Below are 24,429 nucleotides of genomic sequence, written 5' to 3'. Positions count from 1 at the left end.
GGCGCGTCGTGAAACATCCCGTTAACACGCTGTCGTTAGGGTGCGGCCATGGATCGCCAGCAGGAATTCGTGCTCCGCACGCTCGAGGAGCGCGACATCCGTTTCGTTCGTCTCTGGTTCACCGATGTGCTGGGGTTCCTCAAGTCCGTCGCGGTCGCGCCGGCGGAGCTCGAAGGCGCGTTCAACGACGGGATCGGCTTCGACGGTTCGGCCATCGAGGGCTTCGCGCGGGTCTACGAGTCCGACATGGTCGCCAAGCCCGATCCGGCGACCTTCCAGGTGCTCCCGTGGGAAACGCCCGAGGGCGGGCCGTACTCGGCGCGCATGTTCTGCGACATCGCGATGCCGGACGGCTCGCCGTCGTGGGCCGACCCGCGGCACGTGCTGCGCCGCCAGCTGTCGAAAGCGGCCGAAGCGGGCTTCACCTGCTACGTCCACCCCGAAATCGAGTTCTTCCTGCTCTCGAGCGTCCCCGAGGACGGCAGCGAGCCGGAACCCGCGGACAACGGCGGCTACTTCGACCAGGCCAGCCACGCCACGGCGACGCACTTCCGCCGGCACGCCATCGAGACCCTCGAGGCGATGGGCATCTCGGTCGAGTTCAGCCACCACGAAGGGGCACCGGGCCAGCAGGAGATCGACCTCCGTTACGCCGATGCGCTGACGATGGCCGACAACGTGATGACGTTCCGTTACGTCGTCAAGGAGGTCGCGCTGACCCAGGGCGTGCGCGCGACTTTCATGCCCAAGCCGTTCACGGACCAGCCCGGTTCGGGGATGCACACGCACGTCAGCCTGTTCGAAGGCGACCGCAACGCGTTCTACGACGCCGAGGACCCGCACGAGCTGTCGGAGACCGGCAAGGCCTTCGTCGCCGGGGTGCTCCACCACGCGAAGGAGATCTCGGCGGTCACCAACCAGTGGGTGAACTCCTACAAACGCCTGATCAGCGGCAGTGAAGCGCCGACAACCGTCTCCTGGGGCCGGGCGAACCGCTCCGCGCTCGTCCGGGTGCCGATGTATTCACCCGGAAAGGCGTCATCCCGACGGGTGGAGATCCGTACCCTGGACTCGGCGTGCAACCCGTATCTCGCGTACTCGGTCATCCTCGCCGCCGGGCTCAAGGGGATCGAGAAGGGTTACGAGCTGCCGCCACCCGCCGAGGACAACATCTGGCAGCTGAGCGACTCGGAACGGCGTGCCGCCGGGTACGCGCAGCTGCCGCAGAACCTGGGAGAGGCGCTGGCCGAGATGGAGAAGTCGGAGCTCCTGCCGGAGGCACTCGGCGAGCACGTCTACGACTTCTTCCTCCGGAACAAACGCGTGGAGTGGGACAACTACCGCAGCGCGGTCACCCCGTACGAACTCCGCACCCTGCTGCCGGTGCTCTGATGGGGCGGCGGCCGGTGTTCCTCGCGACCCTGGCCGCCGCGCTCGTGCTCGTCACCGCGGCACCCGCGTCCTCCGCGTCTCCCGCCCCGGGGAAGTTCGACCTGGACTCGGCCGACATCCCGGCGCTGCAGGCGCGGATGGCGTCCGGCCGGCTCAGCGCCGTGGGCCTGACCAGCGCTTACCTCGACCGGATTCACCGGGTCGACGGAAAGGTGAACGCCGTCCTGGCGCTCAACCCGAGTGCCCTGAGCCAGGCGGCTTCGAGCGACGCCCGGCGCCGCGCGCATCGCCTGCGCGGACCGCTCGACGGCATCCCGGTGCTGGTCAAGGACAACGTCGACACCCGCGACCAGTGGACGACGGCCGGTTCGCGGGCCCTGCGCAGCTACCCCGCGAAGGACGCCACGCTGATCACCCGGCTGCGGGCCGCGGGCGCGGTGATCCTCGGCAAGGCCAACCTCTCCGAATGGGCGAACTTCCGCGCCGCGAAGCCGACGTCCGGCTGGTCGGGCGTCGGTGGGCAGACGAACAACCCGTACGTGCTGGACCGCAACCCGTGCGGGTCGTCCGCCGGGTCCGCGGCCGGCGTCGCCGCGTCGCTGGCGCAGGTCGCGATCGGCAGCGAGACCGACGGCTCGATCGTCTGCCCCGCCGGGATGACCGCCACGGTCGGGCACAAACCGAGCCTCGGCCTGGTCAGCCGCACCGGCGTGGTGCCCATCTCCGCCGAGCAGGACACGGCGGGCCCGATCGCCCGCAACGTCGTCGACGTCGCGCTGACCCTGTCGGTCCTGCAGGGCCGTGACCCCGCCGACCCGGCCACCGCCGAGTACCCGCGCACCCAGCCGACGGACTACGCGAAGCTGCTCCGGCCGGGTGTCCTGCGCGGCGCGCGGATCGGCCTGTGGCGGCTGCCCGTGCTCGGTCCCGACACCGACGCGATCATGACTGCCGCCCGGAACTCCCTGGTCAAGGCGGGGGCGACGGTCGTCGAAGTGACGCTGCCGTACCAGGCGCGGCTCGGCGAGCTGGAGTTCCCGGCGCTGCTCACGGAGTTCCACCGGGACATCGACGCCTACCTGGCGACCCGGCCGTCCGGGCCGCGGAACCTGGCCGAGCTCATCGCCTACAACCGAGCGGACCCGCTGGAGCAGACGTGCTTCGCCGGGCAGGAGCTGTTCGAGCAGGCACTGGCCGCGCCGGGTCCGTCGGACCCGGGGTACCTGGCCATGCGCGCCGAGCTCACGGACCTTTCGCGCCGGTCTCTGGACGAGACGCTGGCCGCGTACCGCCTGGACGCGATCGCGTCGCCGACCAACCCGCCGGCGTGGAAGACCGACTGCGCGGTGGGCGACGACGACGTGATCCCGTCGTCGACCCCGGCCGCCGTCGCGGGGTACCCGGACGTGACGGTGCCGGCCGGGTTCGCCGGACCGCTCCCCGTCGGGATCTCGTTCATGGGGGCGCGGTGGTCCGACGCCCGGATGCTGGCCCTCGCGGCGGACTTCGAACGGGTCGCTCCGGCGCGGGTGCCGCCCCGGTACCTGCCGACCTTGCCGTCGTAGCCGTCTGTAAGCGCTCTGACCTGCGGCAATGGCGTTAAGTGACCCCCCTGTTCCGGGGTGGTTCCCGGGCATGTAATCTTCTCTTCGTCGCCAGGAACACCGGGTCACACCGGGGCCGCAAGCCCCGGAGGCCAGGCCGGGACGAGCGGGTTGACACCGCGGATCGGACCGGGTAATGTTCAGCGTCGGCCCACGAGCGGCCGCCGAATCCCTACGACTAACACCGTAGGCTGAGGCATGCTCGACCAAAAGCTTGTGAATATCGCTTGGAACAACTGCCGAGGATATAGCCGCTGATAAGGCGGTGAGTCCGGGTGTGTTGCTTGAGAACTCAACAGTGTGCTAGTGAACTAAGCCAGTAGAGCTTATTTTTGAACCTCGTGTGAGGTTCCTTTGAGAGCATTAATTTGCCTCGATTAAACTGTTCATTGTTGGAGAGTTTGATCCTGGCTCAGGACGAACGCTGGCGGCGTGCTTAACACATGCAAGTCGAACGCTGAACCGGTTTCGGCCGGGGATGAGTGGCGAACGGGTGAGTAACACGTGGGTAATCTGCCCTGCACTCTGGGATAAGCCTTGGAAACGGGGTCTAATACCGGATATCACAACTTCTCGCATGGGGGGTTGTTGAAAGTTCTGGCGGTGCAGGATGAACCCGCGGCCTATCAGCTTGTTGGTGGGGTAGTGGCCTACCAAGGCGACGACGGGTAGCCGGCCTGAGAGGGTGACCGGCCACACTGGGACTGAGACACGGCCCAGACTCCTACGGGAGGCAGCAGTGGGGAATATTGCACAATGGGCGAAAGCCTGATGCAGCGACGCCGCGTGAGGGATGACGGCCTTCGGGTTGTAAACCTCTTTCGCCAGGGACGAAGCGCAAGTGACGGTACCTGGATAAGAAGCACCGGCTAACTACGTGCCAGCAGCCGCGGTAATACGTAGGGTGCGAGCGTTGTCCGGATTTATTGGGCGTAAAGAGCTCGTAGGCGGTTTGTCGCGTCGGCCGTGAAATCTCCACGCTTAACGTGGAGCGTGCGGTCGATACGGGCAGACTTGAGTTCGGTAGGGGAGACTGGAATTCCTGGTGTAGCGGTGAAATGCGCAGATATCAGGAGGAACACCGGTGGCGAAGGCGGGTCTCTGGGCCGATACTGACGCTGAGGAGCGAAAGCGTGGGGAGCGAACAGGATTAGATACCCTGGTAGTCCACGCTGTAAACGTTGGGCGCTAGGTGTGGGCGACATCCACGTTGTCCGTGCCGTAGCTAACGCATTAAGCGCCCCGCCTGGGGAGTACGGCCGCAAGGCTAAAACTCAAAGGAATTGACGGGGGCCCGCACAAGCGGCGGAGCATGTGGATTAATTCGATGCAACGCGAAGAACCTTACCTGGGCTTGACATGCGCCAGACATCCCCAGAGATGGGGCTTCCCTTGTGGTTGGTGTACAGGTGGTGCATGGCTGTCGTCAGCTCGTGTCGTGAGATGTTGGGTTAAGTCCCGCAACGAGCGCAACCCTTATCCTACGTTGCCAGCGCGTTATGGCGGGGACTCGTGGGAGACTGCCGGGGTCAACTCGGAGGAAGGTGGGGATGACGTCAAGTCATCATGCCCCTTATGTCCAGGGCTTCACACATGCTACAATGGCTGGTACAGAGGGCTGCGATACCGCGAGGTGGAGCGAATCCCTTAAAGCCGGTCTCAGTTCGGATCGCAGTCTGCAACTCGACTGCGTGAAGTCGGAGTCGCTAGTAATCGCAGATCAGCAACGCTGCGGTGAATACGTTCCCGGGCCTTGTACACACCGCCCGTCACGTCATGAAAGTCGGTAACACCCGAAGCCCATGGCCCAACCCCGTAAGGGGAGGGAGTGGTCGAAGGTGGGACTGGCGATTGGGACGAAGTCGTAACAAGGTAGCCGTACCGGAAGGTGCGGCTGGATCACCTCCTTTCTAAGGAGCACAACACATCCCGGCTTCGGTCGGGAGTGGCTGGAGTTTAAAACTCGAATGTGGTTTTGCTCTGGTTGCTCAAGGAATCGTGGAACTACTGGTTATGGTCGCTTCTGGTTGGCAATGTCTTGGCTAGTACTGCGGTTTACCGCGTGGAACGTTGAGCCGGCGCCTTGGGGAGTGGTTGTTCATGAAGCACACTGTTGGGTCCTGAGGCAACACGCCTCGGGGCTGGACACAGTCCTGGAACGTTGTTTGTTTCTGGTGTGGTGTTTGAGAACTGTAGAGTGGATGCGAGCATCTTTGTGGTCAAGTTGTTAAGGGCACATGGTGGATGTCTTGGCTTCAGGAGCCGATGAAGGACGTAGGAGGCTGCGATAAGCCTCGGGGAGCTGTCAACCGAGCTGTGATCCGAGGATTTCCGAATGGGGAAACCCAGCACCAGTGATGTGGTGTTACCCGCACCTGAATATATAGGGTGTGTGGAGGGAACGCGGGGAAGTGAAACATCTCAGTACCCGTAGGAAGAGAAAACAAAAGTGATTCCGTGAGTAGTGGCGAGCGAAAGCGGAAGAGGCTAAACCATGCACATGTCAAGCTGTCAGGCGTTGTGTGTGTGGTGTTGTGGGACCCAGCGTCGAGGATCTGACAGTCCTCGGAATGATTACTCGTGTTAGTGGAACGCCTTGGGATGGGCGGCCGGAGTGGGTGAGAGCCCCGTACGCGAAAACACGGTGTGGATTGTTTGTTTGGTGTTCCCGAGTAGCAGCGAGCTCGTGGAATTTGCTGTGAATCTGCCGGGACCACCCGGTAAGCCTAAATACTTCCTGAAGACCGATAGCGGACGAGTACCGTGAGGGAAAGATGAAAAGTACCCCGGGAGGGGAGTGAAAGAGTACCTGAAACCGTGTGCCTACAAGCCGTCAGAGCCTGCTTTGTTGGGTGATGGCGTGCCTTTTGAAGAATGAGCCTGCGAGTTAGTGCTGCGTGGCGAGGTTAACCCGTGTGGGGTAGCCGTAGCGAAAGCGAGTCTGAATAGGGCGAATGAGTCGCGTGGTCTAGACCCGAAGCGGAGTGATCTACCCATGGCCAGGGTGAAGCGACGGTAAGACGTCGTGGAGGCCCGAACCCACTTAGGTTGAAAACTGAGGGGATGAGCTGTGGGTAGGGGTGAAAGGCCAATCAAACTCCGTGATAGCTGGTTCTCCCCGAAATGCATTTAGGTGCAGCGTCACGTGTTTCTTGTTGGGGGTAGAGCTACTGGATGGTCTAGGGGCCTTACCGGGTTACCGAAATCAACCAAACTCCGAATACCAATAAGTGAGAGCGTGGCAGTGAGACGGCGGGGGATAAGCTTCGTCGTCGAGAGGGAAACAGCCCAGAACACCAGCTAAGGCCCCTAAGTGTGTGCTCAGTGGGAAAGGATGTGGGATTGCCCAGACAACCAGGAGGTTGGCTTAGAAGCAGCCACCCTTGAAAGAGTGCGTAATAGCTCACTGGTCAAGTGGTCCTGCGCCGACAATGTAGCGGGGCTTAAGCACACCGCCGAAGCTGTGTCATTGACACATGAGATCCGCTTCGCTCCTTGAGAGTGTTGTGTAGTCGTGTTGATGGGTAGGGGAGCGTCCTGCATCCAGGGAAGCCACGGTGGAAACCAGTGGTGGAGGGTGTGGGAGTGAGAATGCAGGCATGAGTAGCGAATGCAGAGTGAGAAACTCTGCCGCCGGATGACCAAGGGTTCCTGGGCCAGGCTAATCCGCCCAGGGTAAGTCGGGACCTAAGGCGAGGCCGACAGGCGTAGTCGATGGACAACGGGTTGATATTCCCGTACCCGAGCATGTGCGCCCATGACGAGGCGTTTGATACTAACCACCCAAAGCCGCGTCCCAATGTCTTCGGACGGAGGGGTGTGTGTGGAGCGTGGGACCTGATTTCGTAGTAGTCAAGCGATGGGGTGACGCAGGAAGGTAGCTCCGCCAGGCGATGGTTGTCCTGGTGTAAGCGTGTAGGAGAAAGCATAGGCAAATCCGTGCTTTATATACTCTGAGACGTGATGCGTAGCCGTTTGAGGCGAAGTAGAGTGATCCTATGCTGCCGAGAAAAGCCTCTAGTGAGTGCATGCACGGCCCGTACCCCAAACCAACACAGGTGGTCAGGTAGAGAATACCAAGGCGATCGGGTGAACTGTGGTTAAGGAACTCGGCAAAATGCCCCCGTAACTTCGGGAGAAGGGGGGCCAAACACCTTGAAGCCTTTTTCGGGCTAGGGGTGGGTGGCCGCAGAGACCAGCGGAAAGCGACTGTTTACTAAAAACACAGGTCCATGCGAAGTCGCAAGACGATGTATATGGACTGACGCCTGCCCGGTGCTGGAACGTTAAGAGGACCGGTTAGCCTTTCGGGGCGAAGCTGAGAATTTAAGCGCCAGTAAACGGCGGTGGTAACTATAACCATCCTAAGGTAGCGAAATTCCTTGTCGGGTAAGTTCCGACCTGCACGAATGGCGTAACGACTTTCCGGCTGTCTCAACCACAGGCCCGGCGAAATTGCACTACGAGTAAAGATGCTCGTTACGCGCGGCAGGACGGAAAGACCCCGGGACCTTTACTATAGTTTGGTATTGGTTTTCGGTTCGGCTTGTGTAGGATAGGTGGGAGACTGTGAAGTGGTCACGCTAGTGGCTGTGGAGTCGTTGTTGAAATACCACTCTGGTCGAATTGGGAATCTGAACCTCGGGCCATGATCTGGTTCAGGGACAGTGCCTGATGGGTAGTTTAACTGGGGCGGTTGCCTCCTAAAGAGTAACGGAGGCGCCCAAAGGTTCCCTCAGCCTGGTTGGCAATCAGGTGTTGAGTGCAAGTGCACAAGGGAGCTTGACTGTGAGACAGACATGTCGAGCAGGGACGAAAGTCGGGACTAGTGATCCGGCACCACCTGGTGGAAGGGGTGTCGCTCAACGGATAAAAGGTACCCCGGGGATAACAGGCTGATCTTGCCCAAGAGTCCATATCGACGGCATGGTTTGGCACCTCGATGTCGGCTCGTCGCATCCTGGGGCCGGAGTAGGTCCCAAGGGTTGGGCTGTTCGCCCATTAAAGCGGCACGCGAGCTGGGTTTAGAACGTCGTGAGACAGTTCGGTCCCTATCCGCCGCGCGCGTAGGATACTTGAGGAAGGCTGTCCCTAGTACGAGAGGACCGGGACGGACGAACCTCTGGTGTGCCAGTTGTCCCGCCAGGGGCATGGCTGGTTGGCCACGTTCGGAAGGGATAACCGCTGAAGGCATCTAAGCGGGAAGCCTGTTCCAAGATGAGGTATCCCACCCTTTGTGGGTTAAGGCCCCCAACAGACCATTGGGTTGATAGGCCAGAAATGGAAGCACAGTAATGTGTTGTCGAGTTGACTGGTACTAATAGGCCGAGGACTTGCCCACGAAGATGTTACGCATCCACTCTACAGCTCTGAAACACCACACGTTGTGTGTGTTGTTTCGTAGTGTTTCGGTGGTTATAGCGTCAGGGAAACGCCCGGTCCCATTCCGAACCCGGAAGCTAAGCCTGACAGCGCCGATGGTACTGCAACCGAAGGGTTGTGGGAGAGTAGGACACCGCCGAACTTACTTCGGAAGAGGGGCCTGGGCCCGGTCGAGACGCAAGTCTCCCGGCCCAGGCCCCCTTTTCTATCCCCAAACACCGACGGACCACACCGACCGACCCTCCCGACACACAACCTGGCCGCCTGGGTACGCGAGTCGTCTATCCGGGTACGCGAGTCGGCCACCCGGGTACGCGAGTCGTCTATCCGGGTACGCGAGCCGGCCGCCCGGGTACGCGAGTTCCGCTCCCAGTCACACAAGATCCGGCCCCAGCCATACGAGATCCGGGTCCACTCACGTGAGTCCCGCCCCGGATCACTCGACCGACGGCCCGAATCACACCGCCGCCGACCCGGCCAATGCCTCCCGGATCACACCCGAAGCCTCAAACCGAACCCGGCCGAGCCAACGGACGCCGGCGCAGCGGCGATGACAACACCAGTGACGTCGTCGTCTCCCCGTACCGCTGCACCTTCTCCACGAGCGACTCCAGCTCCGCCGTATCCCGGCACAGCACTCGCAGGATCCAGCACTCCTCACCCGTGACGTGGTCCGCCGCGATCACCTGCGGCAGCGGCAACACCGTGGTCCTGAACCGCGGGGTGTCCAAGCTGCGCACCCGGGCCCGTACCAGCGCCTCGATCGGCAAGCCCAGCTTCGTCGTGTCGACGTGGGCCGTGTAGCCCGTGATCACTCCGCGTTCCTCGAGACGGCGGACGCGCTCCGTCACGGCCGAGCCGGACAGCGACACCCGGCGGCCCAGCTCTGTGAAGCTCAGGCGGCCGTCCGCCTGGAGGAGCTCGATCAGGTGCCAGTCGACGTCGTCGAGGTGGTCCACCGCAACTCTCCCGGGATCGCACGGCCAGAACAGGGAAATCCCCGGCAGACCCGGGCCCCCGCCCCGATTCTGCCCTGTGTCCGCAGCCCGGCGACCAGCAGGATTGTCCCCATGACCACCGCACGCACGCTCACCGTCCCCGCCCCGGCCCCCGCGGACGCCCGGACCTACTTCGCCGCCGAGCTCGCCTTCGAGGTCGATCCCGACGACCTCGTCCGGGACCTCGAAGCCGGCCACACGGACGGCTACCTCGTCGTCGAGACGCGAGCGGAAGAGGCCTTCCGGAACGCCCGCATCCCCGGCGCCATCAACCTCCCGTACGCGACCATGACCGCCGAGACCACGGCTCACCTCGACAAGAACCTCGTCTACGTCTGCTACTGCGAGAGCTCCAACTGCAACGCCGCCACGAAGGGCGCGCTCAAGCTCGCCGAACTCGGCTTCCGGGTGAAACGGCTCTCCGGCGGCATCTCCAGCTGGATCGCGGCCGGCTATCCCACCGAAGGGAAGCTCGAAGCCGGGATCCGCTGCGCCTGCTGAGGCACCTACCCTGGAAAGCGTGACACGACTGCTGATCATCCAGCCGGACGCGTCGGACCCGCTCGGCCCCCTCGGCGACTGGCTCACCGACGCCGGCGCGGAGCTCGACGTCCGCCTGCCGCCGAACGACGACCTGCCCGCGGACCTCGACGGCTACCAAGGTGTTGTCTGCCTCGGCGGCGGCATGGGCGCGGAGGACGACGCGAAGCACCCGTGGCTCGCCGACGTCCGGCGCCTGCTGTCGAAAGCCGCGACGAAGAGGATCCCGACCCTGGGGATCTGCCTCGGCGCCCAGCTGCTGGCCGTCGCGACCGGCGGCCGCGTCGAGGTCGGCAAGGACGGGCCGGAGGTCGGCCCGCACCTCGTCTCCAAGAAGGACGCGGCCTGGACCGACCCGCTGTTCGCCGACCTGCCGCTCATGCAGGACGTCCTCCAGTTCCACACCGACGCGATCACGCGGCTCCCGCCCGGCGCCGAGCTGCTCGCGTCCGCACCGCGCTACGCGAACCAGGCCTTCCGGCTCGGCCGTTGTGTCTACGGTGTCCAGTTCCACATCGAGACGACGCCCGCCGTCGTCGAGAGCTGGGCCGCGGACAGCCCCGCGGAAGCCGAGTTCGCTCGCCCGGGTTCCCTCGAGCACGACGCCTTGGTCACCGTCCACGCCGACATCGAGGAAACCTGGCGGCCGTTCGCGGGGCGGTTCGTCCGGTTGGCCGCCGGTGAGCTCGAGCCCGCCGTCGACAGTCAACGGTCTTTGCCGCTCGCTTAACGGAAAGCGTCACAATCGGAAACGGCCTGTTAACTGCCCCGTTCACCCGTCAGGTACCTTGCGGGAGGAGTCCCCACAAGGGTGCGGAGGTCGGGGTGGAACCCTCGTTGCTGGTCGTGATCGTTGTCGTCACGGCCCTGATATTCGATTTCACGAACGGGTTCCACGACACCGCGAACTCGATGGCGACGTCGATCGCGACGGGGGCCCTGAAACCCCGCGTCGCCGTCGCGATCTCCGCGGTGCTGAACCTGGTCGGCGCGTTCCTGTCGGTGGAGGTCGCCAAGACGATCTCGAGCGGGCTGGTCGACGACACGAAGATCGGCCCGTCGATCGTCTTCGGCGGGCTGATCGGCGCGATCGTCTGGAACCTCGTGACGTGGTTCGTCGGCCTGCCGTCGAGCTCGTCGCACGCGCTGTTCGGCGGCCTGATCGGCGCCACCTGGATCTCCGCGGGGACCGACTCGGTCCACTTCGGAAAGATCGTCGAGAAGGTCCTGGTGCCGGCCGCGGCCAGCCCGGTCATCGCCGGCGTCGTCGCGATGGTCGCGACCTACCTCGTCTACCGCTTCCTGGTCCGGGGCCGCCCGGCGACGCGCGGGTTCAAGGTCGGCCAGATCGTCTCGGCGTCGCTCGTCTCCCTCGCCCACGGCACCAACGACGCGCAGAAGACGATGGGCGTCATCACGCTCACGCTGGTCACCGCCGGCAGCCTGCCGGCGGGGGCCGCCCCGCCCGCGTGGGTGATCGTCAGCGCCGCGTGCGCGCTGGCTGCCGGCACCTACCTCGGCGGCTGGCGCATCACCCACACCCTCGGCAAGGGCCTCACGGACATCGAAGGCCCGCAGGGCTTCGCCGCCCAGACGAGCTCGGCGCTGGTCATCCTGGTTTCGTCGCGGCTGGGTTTCCCGCTGTCGACGACGCACGTGTGCTCCGGCGGGATCATCGGCTCCGGCGTCGGACGGCGGGACGCGCCGGTCCGCTGGCGAATGGCGGGCCGGATGGTTGTCGCCTGGCTGTTCACGCTGCCCGCGGCCGCGATCGTCGGCGCGGTCTCCGGCAAGATCGCCTCGCTCGGCACCGCGGGCACCATCGCCGTCGGCGTCGTCGGGATCGGCGTCGGTCTCGGCATCTACCTCCTGTCGCGGCGCCACCCCGTCACCGCGCACAGCTTCCAGGTGCCCGAGCCGACGCCGGCCGAGACCGAGCCGGGCCGGCTCGCCGCCTGAGCGGATCCGCCGGGTTACGGTGGTCCGTGATGGCAGACCGCGCGCGAACGACCGCTTCGGCGGCGAGGTACGGCTTCACCGATGCCCGTGCCGAAGGGCAGTTGCGCGCGGCCGGCTGGTGGGACGACGCCGGCCCGGTCGCGTCGGCCGCCGACGTGCTCGCGGCGCTGTCCCGCACCGCCGACCCCGATCTCGCGCTGCGCGGGCTCGACCGGATCCGTGAGGCCAACCGCGCCGAGTGGGTCCTTCTCGCGGAGCAGCTGTGCGCGAACCGGACCTTCCGCGGCCGCTTCCTCAGCGTGCTGGGGATGTCGAGCGCGCTTGCCGACTTCCTCGCCGCGAACCCCGCCCAGTGGCACTCGCTCACGGGCGACAAGTGCACCGACGCCGCCTGCTACCGGGCGAACCTGCACGAGGCTCTCGTGCGGGACGACGGTTCCGTGCTCACCGGGCTCGAAGCGGAGCAGGCCCTCAAGGTCGCCTACCGCGCCCAGCTGCTCGGCATCGCCGCCGCGGACCTGGGGCACGTCGTGGAGGCCGGGCTCGAGCACCCGAACTACGCCGAAGTCGCCGCGCAGCTGACCGAGCTGGCCGAGGCCGCGCTGGCCGCCGGGCTGGTGGTCGCCGAGGCCGAGGTCGGCAAGTCCGCCGAAGGCACGCTCGCGATCATCGCCATGGGCAAGTGCGGGGGCCGCGAGCTCAACTACGTCAGCGACGTCGACGTCATCTTCGCCGGGGCCGGCGACCTCGGCGTCGCCACGCGGCTGGCGAGCACGATGATGCGGGTGACCGGCAAGGCGTGCTTCGAGGTCGACGCGGCGCTGCGCCCCGAGGGCAAGGCCGGCGCGCTGGTCCGCACGGTGGACAGCCACCACGGCTACTACCAGAAGTGGGCCAAGACCTGGGAGTTCCAGGCGCTGCTCAAGGCGCGCCCGGTCGCGGGAGACGCCGAGCTCGGCCGGCAGTACGCCGAGATGGTGGCGCCGCTGGTGTGGGCGGCGGCCGACCGGGAGAACTTCGTCGCCGAGGTGCAGCAGATGCGGCGCCGCGTCGAGGGCCACGTGCCGTCCGAGCACGCCGAGCGCGAGCTCAAGCTGGGCCGCGGCGGCCTGCGTGACGTCGAGTTCGCCGTGCAGCTCCTGCAGCTCGTGCACGGCCGGGTCGACGCGGACCTGCGCTCACCGTCCACGATGGACGCGCTCGCGGCGCTCGGCGAAGGTGGGTACGTCGGTCGCCAGGACGCCGCCGAGCTGGGCGCGTCGTACGAGTTCCTGCGGATGCTCGAGCACCGGCTGCAGCTGCGGCGGCTGCGCCGGACCCACCTGTTCCCGGCGACGTCGGAGACCGACGAGCTGCGGATCCTCGCGCGGGCCAGCGGGGTGAAGGCGAGCGGTGGCAAGAGCCAGGGCGAGGCGCTGCTGGCGGAGTTCCGCAAGCACGGCAAGGGCATCCGGCGGCTGCACGAAAAGATCTTCTACCGCCCGCTGCTGCAGTCCGTCGCGAACGTGCCGACCGAGGCGCTGCGCCTGACGACCAAGCAGGCCGCCAGCCGGCTGGCCGCGCTCGGCTACACCGCGCCCGACGGTGCCCTCCAGCACATCAAGGCCCTCACCGCCGGCGTCTCGCGGCGCGCCGCGATCCAGCAGGCGCTGTTGCCGGTGCTGCTCGACCTCCTGGCCGACACCCCCGACCCCGACGGTGGCCTGCTGTCGTACCGGAAGGTTTCGGAGGCGCTCGAAGACACCCCGTGGTACCTGCGGGTGCTGCGGGACGAGGGCACGGTCGTGGAGCGGCTGGCGGTCCTGCTCGGCACGTCCCGGCTGGTGCCCGACCTGCTGGTCCGCGCGCCCGAGGTGCTGCAGCTGCTCGGCGACCCGGCCCGGCTGCTCGGCCGCTCGCCCGCCGAGGTGGCGACGTCGCTGCGGGCCGCCGTCCGGCGTCAGCCCGGGTTGAACGCCGCCGTCGCCGCCGCGCGTTCGCTGCGCCGGCACGAGCTGCTGCGGATCGCGTGCGCCGATCTGCTCGGCCTCCTCGACGTGCCCGGCGTGTGCGAGGCACTGTCCAGCGTCTGGGTGGCCGTCCTCCAGGGCGCGCTGGCCGCGGCGTTCCGCCAACGCCAGGCCGAACTCGGCCGGACGCCGGCGCGGCTGGCCGTCATCGGGATGGGCCGGCTCGGCGGCGCCGAACTGGGCTACGGCTCCGACGCCGACGTGCTGTTCGTGTGCGAGCCTGCCGAAGGGGTCTCGGACGCCGAAGCGGTCCGGTTCGCGTCGACGGTCGCGGAGACCGTCCGGAAGATGCTCGGCGCGCCGAGCCCGGACCCGGCCCTGCTGGTCGACGCCGACCTGCGGCCGGAGGGCCGGAGCGGGCCGCTGGTGCGGACGCTGGAGTCCTACCGCGCGTACTACGCGCGCTGGGGCGAGGTGTGGGAGGCGCAGGCGCTGCTGCGGGCCCGGTTCATCGCGGGTGACGACGAGCTCGGCGCGCGGTTCATCGCGATGATCGACCCGATCCGCTACCCCGAGGGCGGCCTGGACGGGACGAAGGCGCGCGAGATCCGCCGCATCAAGGCGCGCGTCGAGACGGAGCGGATGCCGAAGGGCGCCGACCCGACGCGCCACACGAAGCTGGGCCGCGGCGGTCTCGCCGACGTCGAATGGACGGTGCAGCTGCTGCAGCTGCAGCACGCGCACTCGGTTCCGGGCTTGCGGACGACGTCCACGCTCGACGCGCTGGCCGTGCTGCCCGGCGCGGGCCTGGCCGAGCAGGCCGAAGCGGATTCGCTGACGGAGGCGTGGCTGCTGGCGACCCGGGTGCGCAACGCGGGGATGCTGGTGCGCGGCAAGGCCGTCGACGAGGTCCCCGGCTCGGGCCGCGATCTCGCCGCGGTGGCCAGGGTGCTGGGCCAGTCCGCGGGGGACGACCCCGGCGAGTTCCTCGACACCTACCGCCGGATCACGCGGCGGGCGCACGCGGTCGTCGAGCACCTGTTCTACGAGAGCTGAGCGGTCGCTTACAGTGGGGTCCGTGACCGATCGAGAACCGTTCCGGACCCGGATCAAGGTCCGGCACTACGAGCTGGACACCCTGGGCCACCTCAACCACGCCGTCTACCACTCCTACGGCGAGGTCGCGCGGCTGGAGCTGTTCGAAGCGGCCGGCGGGCTCGAAGGCTTCCAGAAGGCGAAGCTCGCTTCGGTCCTGCTGGAGACGCACGTGGTGTTCCGCCGCGAGCTGCGCGCGGGCGACGTCGTCGACGTGAGCTGCGACGTGAAGTTCGGCAGCGGCAAGACGTTCAAGATGGATTCGGACATCCACAAGCTCGACGGCACCCTCGCCGCGGAGATCACCTGCACGCTCGGCCTGATGGACCTGGAACGCCGCAAGCTGGTCGAGGACCCGCGCGGCCGCTTCGCCGAGGCGGGCGCGGACCTCAAGCTGCTGTCCACCGCGGAACGCGACTGACCCGACGGCGGCGAGGGAGGCTCCTCGCCGCCGACCGGACGATCAGGCGCAGCAGCCTTCGGGCTGGGTGGCTTTGTCGACCTCGCCGGTTTCGGCGTTGGGCGTGCAGCACTCGGCCGGGGTGACGGCGGCCGAGCTGTCGGTGCCGAAGGTCTGCGAGTCGGCCTTGACCGTGTAGACCTCCCACGGCTCCTGGCCCGGGCCGTGCACCCACACCTTGTCCTGGACGGCGTAGCAACAGGTGGTGTCGTCCTCGGTCAACGTCGCGAGGCCTTCACCGGTGAGCCGCTCGCTCGCCGCGCTGACCTGCTCGGTCGACTCGACCTCGACGCCGAGGTGGTCCATGACCGTGGCCTGGCCGGGCTCGCCCTCCAGCAACACGAGCTTGAGCGCCGGTTCGGCGATGGCGAAGTTGGCGTAGCCGGGCCGGAGCTTGGCGGGCTCGGCGCCGAACAGCTTCGAGTAGAAGTCGATCGAACCTTCGAGGTCGCCGACCCGCAGAGCGAGCTGTACTCGGGACATCGTGTCCTCCTTGAATAGACGTTTGTCTAAGCAGATTGCTCGCTGAGTAGATAGATGTCAAGATAGACGTATGTCGAAACAGCTGCCGATCGTCGCGATGGACGCCTGCTGTGCCCCGCTGGCCCGCGAGCCGCTGACGGACGCCCAGGCCGTCGAGCTGTCGAAGCTGTTCAAGGCGATCGCCGACCCGGTGCGGCTGCGGCTGTTGTCGATGATCGCGTCCCACGGCGGCGGCGAGGCGTGCGTGTGCGACCTGACCGACGCGTTCGACCTGACCGGGCCGACCATCTCGCACCACCTGAAGGTGCTGCGCGAGTCCGGCCTGATCACCGGCGAGCGGCGCGGGACGTGGGTGTACTACCGCGTCCACCCCGAGGTGCTGGCGCGGCTGTCCGCGGTGCTCGTCCCCGGCGACGCGGTCGTCCCGGCTTGAGCTTCCCCTGACGACGTTCATCGTCTATCGTCGATGGACGATGAAAGGGGTCGCCATGCTGGACCGTGCCACCGCCGAGACCTACGCCGGGTGGTTCCGCGCGCTCGCGGACCCGACTCGCGTGCAGATCCTGAACCTGCTGGCCTCGGCCGGCGGCCCGATGACGGTCGGGGAGGTCGTCGAGCGGGTCAGCGTGAGCCAGTCGACGGTGTCCGCGCACCTCAAGGTCCTCGTCGAGGCCCGGTTCGTGCTGGTCGAGCCGCGCGGCACCGCCCGGCTGTACCGGGTGAACCAGCGCTGCCTGTCCTGCTTCCCGACCGCCGCCGACGTCGTCATGGGCCGGGACGCCGTCGCGTTCGCGGACGTCTCGTGCGAGGTCGCGTCGTGAACGCCATCGGCGACCGCTACGCCACCGCGGCCCGGCGAGCCCTGGCCGGGGAGGAAACCGGCCTGGTCGCCGACGCGGACCGGATCGGTGCGGTCCACTACGCCGGCGAAGACCTCCCGGCGGAGATCGTGGCGACCAGCATCGGCTGCGGCAACCCCCTCGCCGTCGCCGACCTGCACCCCGGCGAAACCGTGCTCGACCTCGGCTCCGGAGGCGGCGTCGACGTCCTGCTCTCCGCCCGCCGCGTCGGCCCGGCCGGGCGCGCCATCGGCCTCGACATGACCGACGAGATGCTCACCCTCGCCCGGCAGCACGCCGAACGGGCCGGCGTGACCAACGCGGAGTTCGTCAAGGGCACGATCGAGCGGATCCCGTTGCCGGCCGCGTCGGTCGACGTCGTCATCTCCAACTGCGTGATCGCCCTGTCGTCCGACAAGCCGGCGGTGTTCGCGGAGATCGCCCGCGTCCTGCGCCCCGGCGGCCGCCTCGGGATCACGGACATCCTGGCCGCCGACACCCTCACCGACGCCGAACGCGCGACCCTCACGGGTGCTGTCGAATGCGTCGGTGGCGCGCTCACCCTCGGCCGCTACCAGGCGCTGCTGCACGCGGCGGGCCTTGTGGGCGTGGAGGTCCGGCTCACCCACGAGGTCGGCGACCAGCTGCATTCGGCGATCATCCGCGCCGCCACACCGGCGCTCGCACCGATGGTGCCGGAGCACGCGGACGAGGTCCTGGCGATCTACCAGGCGGGGCTGGACACGGGGGAGGCCAGCTTCGAGACCACGGCGCCCGACTGGGCGACGTGGGACGCGGCCCACCTGCCGGCACACCGCCTGGTGGCCATCGACCCGGCGGGTCAGGTCCTCGGCTGGACGGCCGTCACGGCGGTGTCCTCCCGGTGTGTGTACGCGGGAGTAGTCGAGCACAGCGTCTACGTCCACCCGGATTCGCGGGGCCACGGCATCGGCCGGCTGCTGCTGAGCGGACTGATCGCGTCGACCGAGAAGGCGGGCATCTGGACGATCCAGAGCGGGATCTTCCCGTCGAACACCGCGAGCCGGGCGCTGCATCGGCGGGCGGGTTTCCGCGAGGTGGGGATCCGCCACCACCTCGGCCGGCACCACGGCCACTGGCGGGACGTCGTGATGATCGAACGCCGCAGTGAGGTAGCGGGCGCATAAAAGAACGGGACGGCGGGCGGGGTATTCCCCTCGACCGCCGTCCCGTGTCAGGTGGGGCTCAGAGCCCGATCACACGTCGTAGTACAGGGCGAACTCGTACGGGTGCGGGCGCAGCCGCAGGGGGTCGATCTCGTTTTCGCGCTTGTACGAGATCCACGTGTCGATCACGTCCGGCGTGAAGACGCCGCCCTCGAGGAGGTAGTCGTGGTCGGCTTCCAGCGTGTCGAGGACCGTGCCCAGGTCGCCCGGGACCAGCTTGACGTCCTTGGCCTCCTCGGGCGGGAGCTCGTAGAGGTCCTTGTCGATGGGGTCCGGCGGCTCGATCTTGTTCCGGATACCGTCGAGGCCGGCCATCATCATCGCCGAGAACGCCAGGTACGGGTTGCCCGAAGAGTCCGGGCAGCGGAACTCGGCGCGCTTCGCCTTCGGGTTGTTGCCCGTGATCGGGATCCGGACGCAGGCCGAGCGGTTGCGCTGCGAGTAGACCAGCGAAACCGGCGCCTCGAAGCCCGGCACCAGGCGGTGGTAGGAGTTCACCGTCGGGTTCGTGAAGGCCAGCAGGCTCGGGGCGTGCTTGAGCAGGCCGCCGATGTAGTGGCGCGCGGTGTCCGACAGGCCGGCGTAGCCCGACTCGTCGTGGAAGAGCGGCTGACCGTCCTTCCACAGCGACTGGTGGCAGTGCATGCCCGAGCCGTTGTCGCCGGCGAGCGGCTTCGGCATGAACGTCGCGGTCTTGCCCGCGGCGAACACCGTGTTCTTCACGATGTACTTGAACAGCTGCAGGTCGTCCGCGGCGTGCAGCAGCGTGTTGAACTTGTAGTTGATCTCGGTCTGGCCGGCGGTGCCCACCTCGTGGTGCGCGCGCTCGATCTCGAAACCGGTGTTCGTCAGGTTGCGGACGATGTCGTCGCGCAGGTCGGCGAAGTGGTCGACCGGCGGGACGGGGAAGTAGCCGCCCTTGAACTTCGTCTTGTAGCCCTGGTTGCCGCCGACCTCGTCGGTACCGGTGTTCCACCAGCCCTCGACCGAGTCGATCTCGTGGAACGAGGCGTGCTCGGCGGAGTCGAAGCGGACCGAGTCGAAGATGTAGAACTCGGCTTCCGGCCCGAAGTACACGTTGTCCGCGACGCCGTACTCGGAGATGTACTGCTCGGCCTTGCGCGCGATGTTGCGCGGGTCGCGGCTGTACGCCTCACGGGTGAACGGGTCGTGCACGAAGAAGTTGAGCGCGAGCGTCTTCGCCTTGCGGAACGGGTCGATCCGCGCGGTCGCCGCGTCCGGCAGCAGCAGCATGTCGGACTCGTGGATGGACTGGAAGCCGCGCACCGAGGAGCCGTCGAACGCGAGACCCTCTTCGAATGCCTCTTCGGTGAAGGCCTTCGCGGGGACCGTGAAGTGCTGCATCACGCCCGGCAGGTCGCAGAACTGGACGTCGATGACCTCGACGTCCTCATCGGCGATGAGGCGCTGGATGTCGTCTGGAGTAGTGGGCACCCTCGGTGACTCCTTCTCGTTCGAGCTCGTTCGGCAGTGCTCTCTTCGGCTCACGCTAAAAGTGCGGTGTTGCCCGACCGTCACCCGTATGTTTCGCCGGTGTTAACGGGTGGTCGATATCGGGTATCCGACCAGGTCGGATGTGCTCTACGCCACCGGCATACCCTAGACGGGTGGCGAGGTGGACCGGTGAATGGCTCCCCGGCACCGGTGACGGTGGCCAGGGCACTGATCAGCACGGCTCGCGCTGGCCGGGCGAGAAGTTCGGTTTGCCCGAGTCGGGCGTCGGCTCGGCGGCGAGCGGGGGCGCGCGGCTGCTCGGGCTGATCGTGGACCTGGTGGTCGCGGCGCTGGTCACGGCGATCTTCCTGCACCCCAGCCTGCAGGACCCGGCCGCGATGCAGGAGTTCAACCTCTGGTCCGGCGGCGTCTGGGCGATCATCTCGGTCATCTCGGCCGGCTTCTTCGGCTTCACCCCCGGCATGGGCGTGGTCGGCATCCGCGTCGCCCGCCTCGACGGCGCCGCGCTGGTCGGACCGGTGCGCGCGCTGGTCCGGGCGGCGCTGACGTTCGTCCTCATCCCGGCGGCGGTCCGCAACGCCGACGGCCGCAGCTGGCTGGACCGCCTGACCGGCACCGTCGTCATCCGGATGCGCTGACGCGCTCAAGAGAAAGGCCCCCGTCCGGATCCCGGACGGGGGCCTTTCTGCACGCGGGGGTCAGCGGCGGCGGATCGTGCGCTGGACGTTGCGCATCTTCGCGCCGGCCGGCATCGGGCCCTTCGGCAGCGCCGCGCCGCGGTTGCCAAGGGCGGCCAGCTTCGCCTCCAGGGCGTCGACCTGGGCCGGCTTGAGGTTGCGCGGCAGCTTCATCAGGTAACCCTGGAGCTTCTTCAGCGGGAGCTGGCCGTCTTCGTGGCCGATCGTCACGTCGTAGATCGGCGTGTCACCGATCAGGCGGGAGACGCGCTTCTTCTCCTGGGCGAGCAGGGTCTTCACCCGGTGCGGCGCGCCCTCGGCGACGAGCACCACACCCGGGCCGCCCAGGACCCGGTGCACCGCGTCGAGCTGGGTCGTCGCCGCGACGGTCGGCGTCACCTTCCAGCGGCCCCGCAGGTTCTCCAGCGCCCACGCCGCGGCGCCGGGCTGGCCGTCGGCCTTCGAGTAGACGGTCTTCTGGACCCGCCGGCCGAAGATGATCATGGCGAGCAGGGCGCCGAGCACCAGGCCCAGCGGCAGCAGCACCCACTGCGCGTCGAAGAAGAACCCGATCCCGAACAAGACGCCGGCGACGACGACGATCGAGCCCACCATCCACGGGATGAGCCACGGGTCTTCCTTGCGCTGCATCTTGAAAGCCTCGAAGAGCTGGCCACGGCGTGCCTTGCTCGCCGCGCGCTTCTCCTTCTTGGCCTGCTTGGCCGCTTCCTTGTCCTGCTGTCCCGCCATATGACCAGGATACGGCCGCGTGCCCCTGCCCCGATTCCCCGTCCCCCTCTGCGAGGATGCCGGACGTGACCGGCGTACTTTCCACCAAGAGCATCAACCGTCTGCTCGATGGCCTCGACCCCGAGCAGCGCGCCGCCGCCAGTGCCCCACGGGGGCCGGTCTGCGTGCTCGCCGGAGCCGGCACGGGCAAGACCCGCACGATCACCCACCGGATCGCCCACCTCGTCCGATCCGGGCACGTTTCCGCCGGTCAGGTGCTCGCCGTCACGTTCACGACGCGCGCCGCGGGCGAGATGCGGACGCGGCTGCGCGGCCTCGGCGTCGAAGCGGCGCAGGCGCTGACCTTCCACGCCGCCGCCCGCCGCCAGCTGCGGTACTTCTGGCCGCGCGTGGTCGGCGACCGGCCGTGGGACCTGCTGGAGAACAAGCTGCGGTACGTCGGCCAGGCCGCGAACCGGGCCAAGCTCGGCACCGAGGTCGAAGTCCTGCGCGACCTGGCGAGCGAGATCGAGTGGGCGAAGGCGTCGCTGATCAGCCCGGACGACTACCCGGCCGTCACCGCGCGCGCCCAGCGGGACATCCCGGCGCCGGCCGCGCAGGTCGCCCAGGTTTACCGCACGTACGAAGAACTGAAGAACGCCGCGCAGGTGCTCGACTTCGACAACCTCCTGCTGCACACGACAGCGGTGCTCGAGGAGCACGGCGTCGTCGCCGAGGAGTTCCGCGACCGCTACCGCTGCTTCGTCGTCGACGAGTACCAGGACGTCACGCCGCTGCAGCAGCGACTGCTCGACGCGTGGCTCGGCGGCCGTGACGACCTGACCGTCGTCGGCGACGCCAACCAGACCATCTATTCCTTCGGCGGCGCGTCGCCGCGGCCGCTGCTCGAGTTCACCCGGCGCTACCCGGACGCCACCGTCGTCCGGCTCGAACGCGACTACCGGTCCACCCCCGAGGTCGTCGCGCTGGCGAACCGGGTGATCGGCGCCGCGCGCGGCCGGCCGGCGGGTTCGCGGCTGAAGCTGATCGGCCAGCGGCCGTCCGGCCCGGAACCGCGCTTCGCCGAGTTCGACGACGAGGCGGTCGAGGCCGAGGCCGTCGCCCGGCGGGTGCGCGAGCTGCTGGACGGCGGCGTCCCCGCGAGCGAGATCGCGATCCTGTACCGGGTGAACGCCCAGTCCGAGGCGTACGAGTCGGCGCTGACCGAGGCCGGCGTCCCGTACCTGGTCCGCGGCGGCGAGCGGTTCTTCAACCGGACGGAGGTCCGGCAGGCGATGTCGGCGCTGCGGGCCGCGAGCGGCGACGTCAGTTCCGACCTGGTCACGACGGTCCGTTCGGTGCTCGCCCGGGTCGGCCTCACCGAGTCGCCGCCCGCCGGTGGCGCGGCCAAGGAACGCTGGGACGCGCTGCTGGCGATCGTCGAACTGGCCGAAGAGCTCGCCTCGACGGTCGCGGACGCGGACCTGCCGCGCTTCTGCGCCGAGCTCGACCAGCGCGCCGCGGCCCAGCACCCGCCGACGGTCGAGGGCGTGACACTGGCGTCCTTGCACGCGGCGAAGGGCCTGGAGTGGGACGCGGTGTTCCTCGTCGGCCTCGCCGAGGGGACGGTCCCGATCCTGCACGCCGGCGACGACGAAGCGGCGATCGAAGAGGAGCGGCGGCTGTTCTACGTCGGCGTCACCCGGGCCCGCGAGCACCTGTGGCTGTCGTGGGCGCTGGCCCGCACGCCGGGCGCGCGGCGCAACCGGCGGCGCAGCCGGTTCCTCTACGGCCTGATCCCGGAGGACCACCCGGCCGCCCGGGTGGCGCGGTCCCAGCAGAAGCCGTCGACGCCGGTCAAGACGCGCTGCCGGGTTTGCGGCGGGCCGCTGCTCGAGACCATCGACGTCAAGCTGGGCCGCTGCGGCCGCTGCCCGTCCACAGTGGATGAGGGCCTGCTGGAACGCCTGAAGTCGTGGCGCGGCGAACGGGCTCGCGAGCTGAAGGTGCCGCCGTTCGTCGTGTTCACCGACGCGACCCTGATGGCGATCGCCGAGCAACGCCCGGCCGACGAGGCGGCGCTGGTGTCGATCTCGGGCATCGGCGCGACGAAGCTCGAGCGCTTCGGCGCGGAGATTCTGGCCGTGGTCCGGGCTTCGTCGGCCTCCTGACGGTGGGTGCGCGCCGGTGCTGGCAATCCGGCGCGCTGAGTGCTGCCTCTCGGCGACGGTCGCGCCCGCATCGCCTCCGGTCACGCCTGGCCGGGTCCTGCCCGATGGAGCGGCCCCTTCGGGCGGCCTTCCGGGCGACCGCTCGCGCGTGGCTGCTGTCGCGTCCGAGCCGGTGGTGCGGCTTGCTCGCGCCGATGTGGCCTTGACCGCGTCCGAGCCATGATCGACGCGGCGAACCCGCTGCTCAGGGGCGATCTTCGTAACTTCGAGGATTTTCCCGTTAATTGAGTTGCCTCGGTGTGGTGGGGAGCAATAACCTGCCAGTACCGAGCCCGAAGGGCTCGGCTGGGGATCCACGTGATGCGCCGCCAAGCGGCCGTGTGTGCAGAGTACAGAAGGAGGTGCCGGTGAAATGACCATCAACATGACGCTCACGAACCCGGGCACCCGTCTGTCCTGCGCCGCGGAAGTCGCGGCCGCTCAGCGCCCGGGCACTGGTGTGTCCGTGAGCGCGCACGGGGTCCGTGGCATGCGTCGCCTCGAGCGGCGCTGGACCACCGGTGATGTCGTCGTCTTCGGGATCGATGGCGTTGTCGCCGCGTACCCGCAGGCTGACCTGCCGACCATCAAGCAGTTCCGTGTTCCGTTGTCGATACGGGAGCGAAGTTCCTGACCTAGTCAGGACACGAGGCTCACGAAGGCCGCGGAACCGGAAAACCCGGATCCGCGGCCTTCGTGTTTTTGGCTGCACAACCCAAGAGGAACAGCGTTGCCCAGCTCCATCTCCCAACCGAAAACCCGTACGACACAAGGAGGAACTGCCATGTCTTCGGCCATCGCCTACACCTCGGGTGAGGCAATATTCGCCGACCTGCTCGACCCCGTCGCCGTCCCCGACGTGGCGCTGCCCTGCCGTTCGGGCGACGCGGACCTGTGGTTCGCGGAGTCCCCGGCCGAGCTCGAGCGCGCCAAGGCGCAGTGCGCCGACTGCCCGGTGCGCGAGGCCTGCCTGGCCGGCGCGCTGGCACGGCGTGAGCCGTGGGGCGTCTGGGGTGGCGAGATCTTCGAGCGCGGTGCCGTGATCGCGCGCAAGCGGCCCCGTGGCCGTCCGCGCAAGAACGCCGCCGTCGAGCCCGCCGCCAAGGCCGGCGGCGATCACCGGAGCGCCGCCGCATGAGCGTCGAACCGGTCACGACCAGGGATTACGAAGCACACACCAGCAGCACGCAGCTGCAGTTGACCAAGACCGAGATCGAGGAGATCAGCGAGATGTTGCTTTACGAAGAACTGTCCAGGGCCCGAATACGGGATCTCGAGGAGGGGGTCCGCGCCCAGCGGGCCCGAGGTAGCGCGCGTGCCGCACGCCGCTGGACGCGAGTAGCCCGATGGGCGACCCGCCGGGCGGAGCGGTACCAGGACCAGAACTGAGCGCGAACCCCCGTCGCCACCCGGCGGCGGGGGCCTTCGTGC

Annotated in this window: 19 protein-coding genes and 3 rRNA genes; 18 read left to right on the top strand and 4 right to left on the bottom strand. The window is 67.6% G+C overall.

What is annotated here, in order from left to right; all coding sequences use genetic code 11:
• Positions 1-48 precede the first annotated feature (48 nt).
• The 5 genes from glnA (ACH54P_RS23350) (at position 49) to rrf (ending at position 8,520) form a co-directional block, all read left to right on the top strand.
• Positions 49-1,392 carry a type I glutamate--ammonia ligase gene (gene glnA, locus ACH54P_RS23350; protein ID WP_489916077.1) on the top strand — a complete coding sequence of 448 codons (1,344 nt, stop codon included), beginning with the start codon at positions 49-51 and terminating at the stop codon, positions 1,390-1,392.
• Positions 1,392-2,957 carry an amidase gene (locus tag ACH54P_RS23345; protein ID WP_489916075.1) on the top strand — a complete coding sequence of 522 codons (1,566 nt, stop codon included), beginning with the start codon at positions 1,392-1,394 and terminating at the stop codon, positions 2,955-2,957. Before glnA (ACH54P_RS23350) ends, ACH54P_RS23345 begins: the two co-directional genes overlap by 1 nt.
• 428 nt (positions 2,958-3,385) lie before the next feature.
• Positions 3,386-4,906 (top strand): 16S ribosomal RNA (locus ACH54P_RS23340).
• Between the two features lie 307 nt (positions 4,907-5,213).
• Positions 5,214-8,337 (top strand): 23S ribosomal RNA (locus ACH54P_RS23335).
• Between the two features lie 66 nt (positions 8,338-8,403).
• Positions 8,404-8,520, top strand: a 5S ribosomal RNA gene (rrf, locus tag ACH54P_RS23330).
• Together the 16S, 23S and 5S rRNA genes form the textbook arrangement of a ribosomal RNA operon.
• 364 nt (positions 8,521-8,884) lie before the next feature.
• On the opposite strand, the gene ACH54P_RS23325 is transcribed toward rrf, so the two are convergent.
• Positions 8,885-9,337 (bottom strand): Lrp/AsnC family transcriptional regulator, encoded by a 453-nt coding sequence (locus ACH54P_RS23325; RefSeq protein WP_489916073.1) that lies wholly within the window; start codon positions 9,335-9,337, stop codon positions 8,885-8,887.
• A gap of 111 nt (positions 9,338-9,448) precedes the next feature.
• Here ACH54P_RS23325 and ACH54P_RS23320 point away from each other — a divergent pair, with 111 nt between their 5' ends.
• The 5 genes from ACH54P_RS23320 (at position 9,449) to ACH54P_RS23300 (ending at position 15,340) form a co-directional block, all read left to right on the top strand.
• Positions 9,449-9,877 (top strand): rhodanese-like domain-containing protein, encoded by a 429-nt coding sequence (locus tag ACH54P_RS23320; RefSeq protein ID WP_489916071.1) that lies wholly within the window; start codon positions 9,449-9,451, stop codon positions 9,875-9,877.
• A 19-nt stretch (positions 9,878-9,896) separates the two neighbouring features.
• On the top strand, positions 9,897-10,646 hold the full coding sequence (locus tag ACH54P_RS23315) for a type 1 glutamine amidotransferase (RefSeq protein ID WP_489916069.1): 750 nt from the start codon (positions 9,897-9,899) through the stop codon (positions 10,644-10,646).
• Between the two features lie 95 nt (positions 10,647-10,741).
• Positions 10,742-11,875 (top strand): inorganic phosphate transporter, encoded by a 1,134-nt coding sequence (locus ACH54P_RS23310; protein WP_489916067.1) that lies wholly within the window; start codon positions 10,742-10,744, stop codon positions 11,873-11,875.
• A gap of 29 nt (positions 11,876-11,904) precedes the next feature.
• Positions 11,905-14,880, top strand: coding sequence for a bifunctional [glutamine synthetase] adenylyltransferase/[glutamine synthetase]-adenylyl-L-tyrosine phosphorylase (locus tag ACH54P_RS23305; protein WP_489916065.1), 2,976 nt, complete (start codon positions 11,905-11,907; stop codon positions 14,878-14,880).
• A gap of 22 nt (positions 14,881-14,902) precedes the next feature.
• A complete protein-coding gene (locus ACH54P_RS23300) occupies positions 14,903-15,340 on the top strand; it encodes an acyl-CoA thioesterase (protein WP_489916063.1) in 438 nt (145 codons plus the stop codon).
• Positions 15,341-15,382: 42 nt separating this feature from the next.
• On the opposite strand, the gene ACH54P_RS23295 is transcribed toward ACH54P_RS23300, so the two are convergent.
• A complete protein-coding gene (locus ACH54P_RS23295; protein ID WP_489916061.1) occupies positions 15,383-15,862 on the bottom strand; it encodes an ArsI/CadI family heavy metal resistance metalloenzyme in 480 nt (159 codons plus the stop codon).
• Between the two features lie 70 nt (positions 15,863-15,932).
• On the opposite strand from ACH54P_RS23295, the gene ACH54P_RS23290 reads away from it, so the two are divergent.
• The 3 genes from ACH54P_RS23290 to ACH54P_RS23280 are packed head-to-tail and all read left to right on the top strand — an operon-like array spanning position 15,933 to position 17,867.
• On the top strand, positions 15,933-16,295 hold the full coding sequence (locus ACH54P_RS23290) for a metalloregulator ArsR/SmtB family transcription factor (RefSeq protein WP_489916059.1): 363 nt from the start codon (positions 15,933-15,935) through the stop codon (positions 16,293-16,295).
• 55 nt (positions 16,296-16,350) lie between these two features.
• The gene (locus ACH54P_RS23285; protein WP_489916058.1) at positions 16,351-16,683 is read left to right on the top strand and encodes an ArsR/SmtB family transcription factor; all 333 of its coding nucleotides are present in this window, start codon (positions 16,351-16,353) and stop codon (positions 16,681-16,683) included.
• Entirely contained in the window at positions 16,680-17,867 is a 1,188-nt protein-coding gene (locus tag ACH54P_RS23280) for a GNAT family N-acetyltransferase (protein ID WP_489916056.1), read from the top strand. The genes ACH54P_RS23285 and ACH54P_RS23280 overlap by 4 nt, the downstream gene beginning before the upstream one ends.
• Before the next feature lie 69 nt (positions 17,868-17,936).
• Here ACH54P_RS23280 and glnA (ACH54P_RS23275) read toward each other — a convergent pair whose 3' ends face one another.
• Positions 17,937-19,361 carry a type I glutamate--ammonia ligase gene (glnA, locus tag ACH54P_RS23275; protein ID WP_489916054.1) on the bottom strand — a complete coding sequence of 475 codons (1,425 nt, stop codon included), beginning with the start codon at positions 19,359-19,361 and terminating at the stop codon, positions 17,937-17,939.
• 269 nt (positions 19,362-19,630) lie between these two features.
• On the opposite strand from glnA (ACH54P_RS23275), the gene ACH54P_RS23270 reads away from it, so the two are divergent.
• Entirely contained in the window at positions 19,631-20,020 is a 390-nt protein-coding gene (locus ACH54P_RS23270; RefSeq protein WP_489916592.1) for an RDD family protein, read from the top strand.
• 60 nt (positions 20,021-20,080) lie between these two features.
• Here the strand turns inward: ACH54P_RS23270 and ACH54P_RS23265 are convergent, their stop codons facing one another.
• Positions 20,081-20,809, bottom strand: coding sequence for a DUF4191 domain-containing protein (locus ACH54P_RS23265; RefSeq protein ID WP_489916052.1), 729 nt, complete (start codon positions 20,807-20,809; stop codon positions 20,081-20,083).
• A gap of 65 nt (positions 20,810-20,874) precedes the next feature.
• Between ACH54P_RS23265 and ACH54P_RS23260 the strand changes: the two genes are divergently transcribed.
• The 4 genes from ACH54P_RS23260 (at position 20,875) to ACH54P_RS23245 (ending at position 24,387) form a co-directional block, all read left to right on the top strand.
• A complete protein-coding gene (locus ACH54P_RS23260) occupies positions 20,875-22,959 on the top strand; it encodes an ATP-dependent DNA helicase UvrD2 (RefSeq protein WP_489916050.1) in 2,085 nt (694 codons plus the stop codon).
• A gap of 412 nt (positions 22,960-23,371) precedes the next feature.
• Positions 23,372-23,632, top strand: coding sequence for a hypothetical protein (locus tag ACH54P_RS23255; protein ID WP_489916048.1), 261 nt, complete (start codon positions 23,372-23,374; stop codon positions 23,630-23,632).
• Positions 23,633-23,782: 150 nt separating this feature from the next.
• Positions 23,783-24,136 (top strand): WhiB family transcriptional regulator, encoded by a 354-nt coding sequence (locus ACH54P_RS23250; RefSeq protein ID WP_489916046.1) that lies wholly within the window; start codon positions 23,783-23,785, stop codon positions 24,134-24,136.
• The gene (locus tag ACH54P_RS23245; protein WP_489916045.1) at positions 24,133-24,387 is read left to right on the top strand and encodes a hypothetical protein; all 255 of its coding nucleotides are present in this window, start codon (positions 24,133-24,135) and stop codon (positions 24,385-24,387) included. The genes ACH54P_RS23250 and ACH54P_RS23245 overlap by 4 nt, the downstream gene beginning before the upstream one ends.
• Positions 24,388-24,429: the final 42 nt, after the last annotated feature.

The organism is Amycolatopsis sp. N2S4-7, from assembly GCF_058119595.1.
Note: the sequence above shows the minus strand (reverse complement) of the source record. Positions and strands in the feature narration are given on the sequence as shown.

Excerpts from the sequence above, each read along its gene's own strand:
- glnA (WP_489916077.1), top strand. The coding sequence starts at position 49 with ATGGATCGCCAGCAGGAATTCGTGCTCCGCACGCTCGAGGAGCGCGAC.
- ACH54P_RS23345 (WP_489916075.1), top strand. The coding sequence starts at position 1,392 with ATGGGGCGGCGGCCGGTGTTCCTCGCGACCCTGGCCGCCGCGCTCGTG.
- ACH54P_RS23320 (WP_489916071.1), top strand. The coding sequence starts at position 9,449 with ATGACCACCGCACGCACGCTCACCGTCCCCGCCCCGGCCCCCGCGGAC.
- ACH54P_RS23305 (WP_489916065.1), top strand. The coding sequence starts at position 11,905 with ATGGCAGACCGCGCGCGAACGACCGCTTCGGCGGCGAGGTACGGCTTC.
- ACH54P_RS23295 (WP_489916061.1), bottom strand. The coding sequence starts at position 15,862 with ATGTCCCGAGTACAGCTCGCTCTGCGGGTCGGCGACCTCGAAGGTTCG.
- ACH54P_RS23290 (WP_489916059.1), top strand. The coding sequence starts at position 15,933 with ATGTCGAAACAGCTGCCGATCGTCGCGATGGACGCCTGCTGTGCCCCG.
- ACH54P_RS23285 (WP_489916058.1), top strand. The coding sequence starts at position 16,351 with ATGCTGGACCGTGCCACCGCCGAGACCTACGCCGGGTGGTTCCGCGCG.
- ACH54P_RS23265 (WP_489916052.1), bottom strand. The coding sequence starts at position 20,809 with ATGGCGGGACAGCAGGACAAGGAAGCGGCCAAGCAGGCCAAGAAGGAG.
- ACH54P_RS23255 (WP_489916048.1), top strand. The coding sequence starts at position 23,372 with ATGACCATCAACATGACGCTCACGAACCCGGGCACCCGTCTGTCCTGC.
- ACH54P_RS23250 (WP_489916046.1), top strand. The coding sequence starts at position 23,783 with ATGTCTTCGGCCATCGCCTACACCTCGGGTGAGGCAATATTCGCCGAC.
- ACH54P_RS23245 (WP_489916045.1), top strand. The coding sequence starts at position 24,133 with ATGAGCGTCGAACCGGTCACGACCAGGGATTACGAAGCACACACCAGC.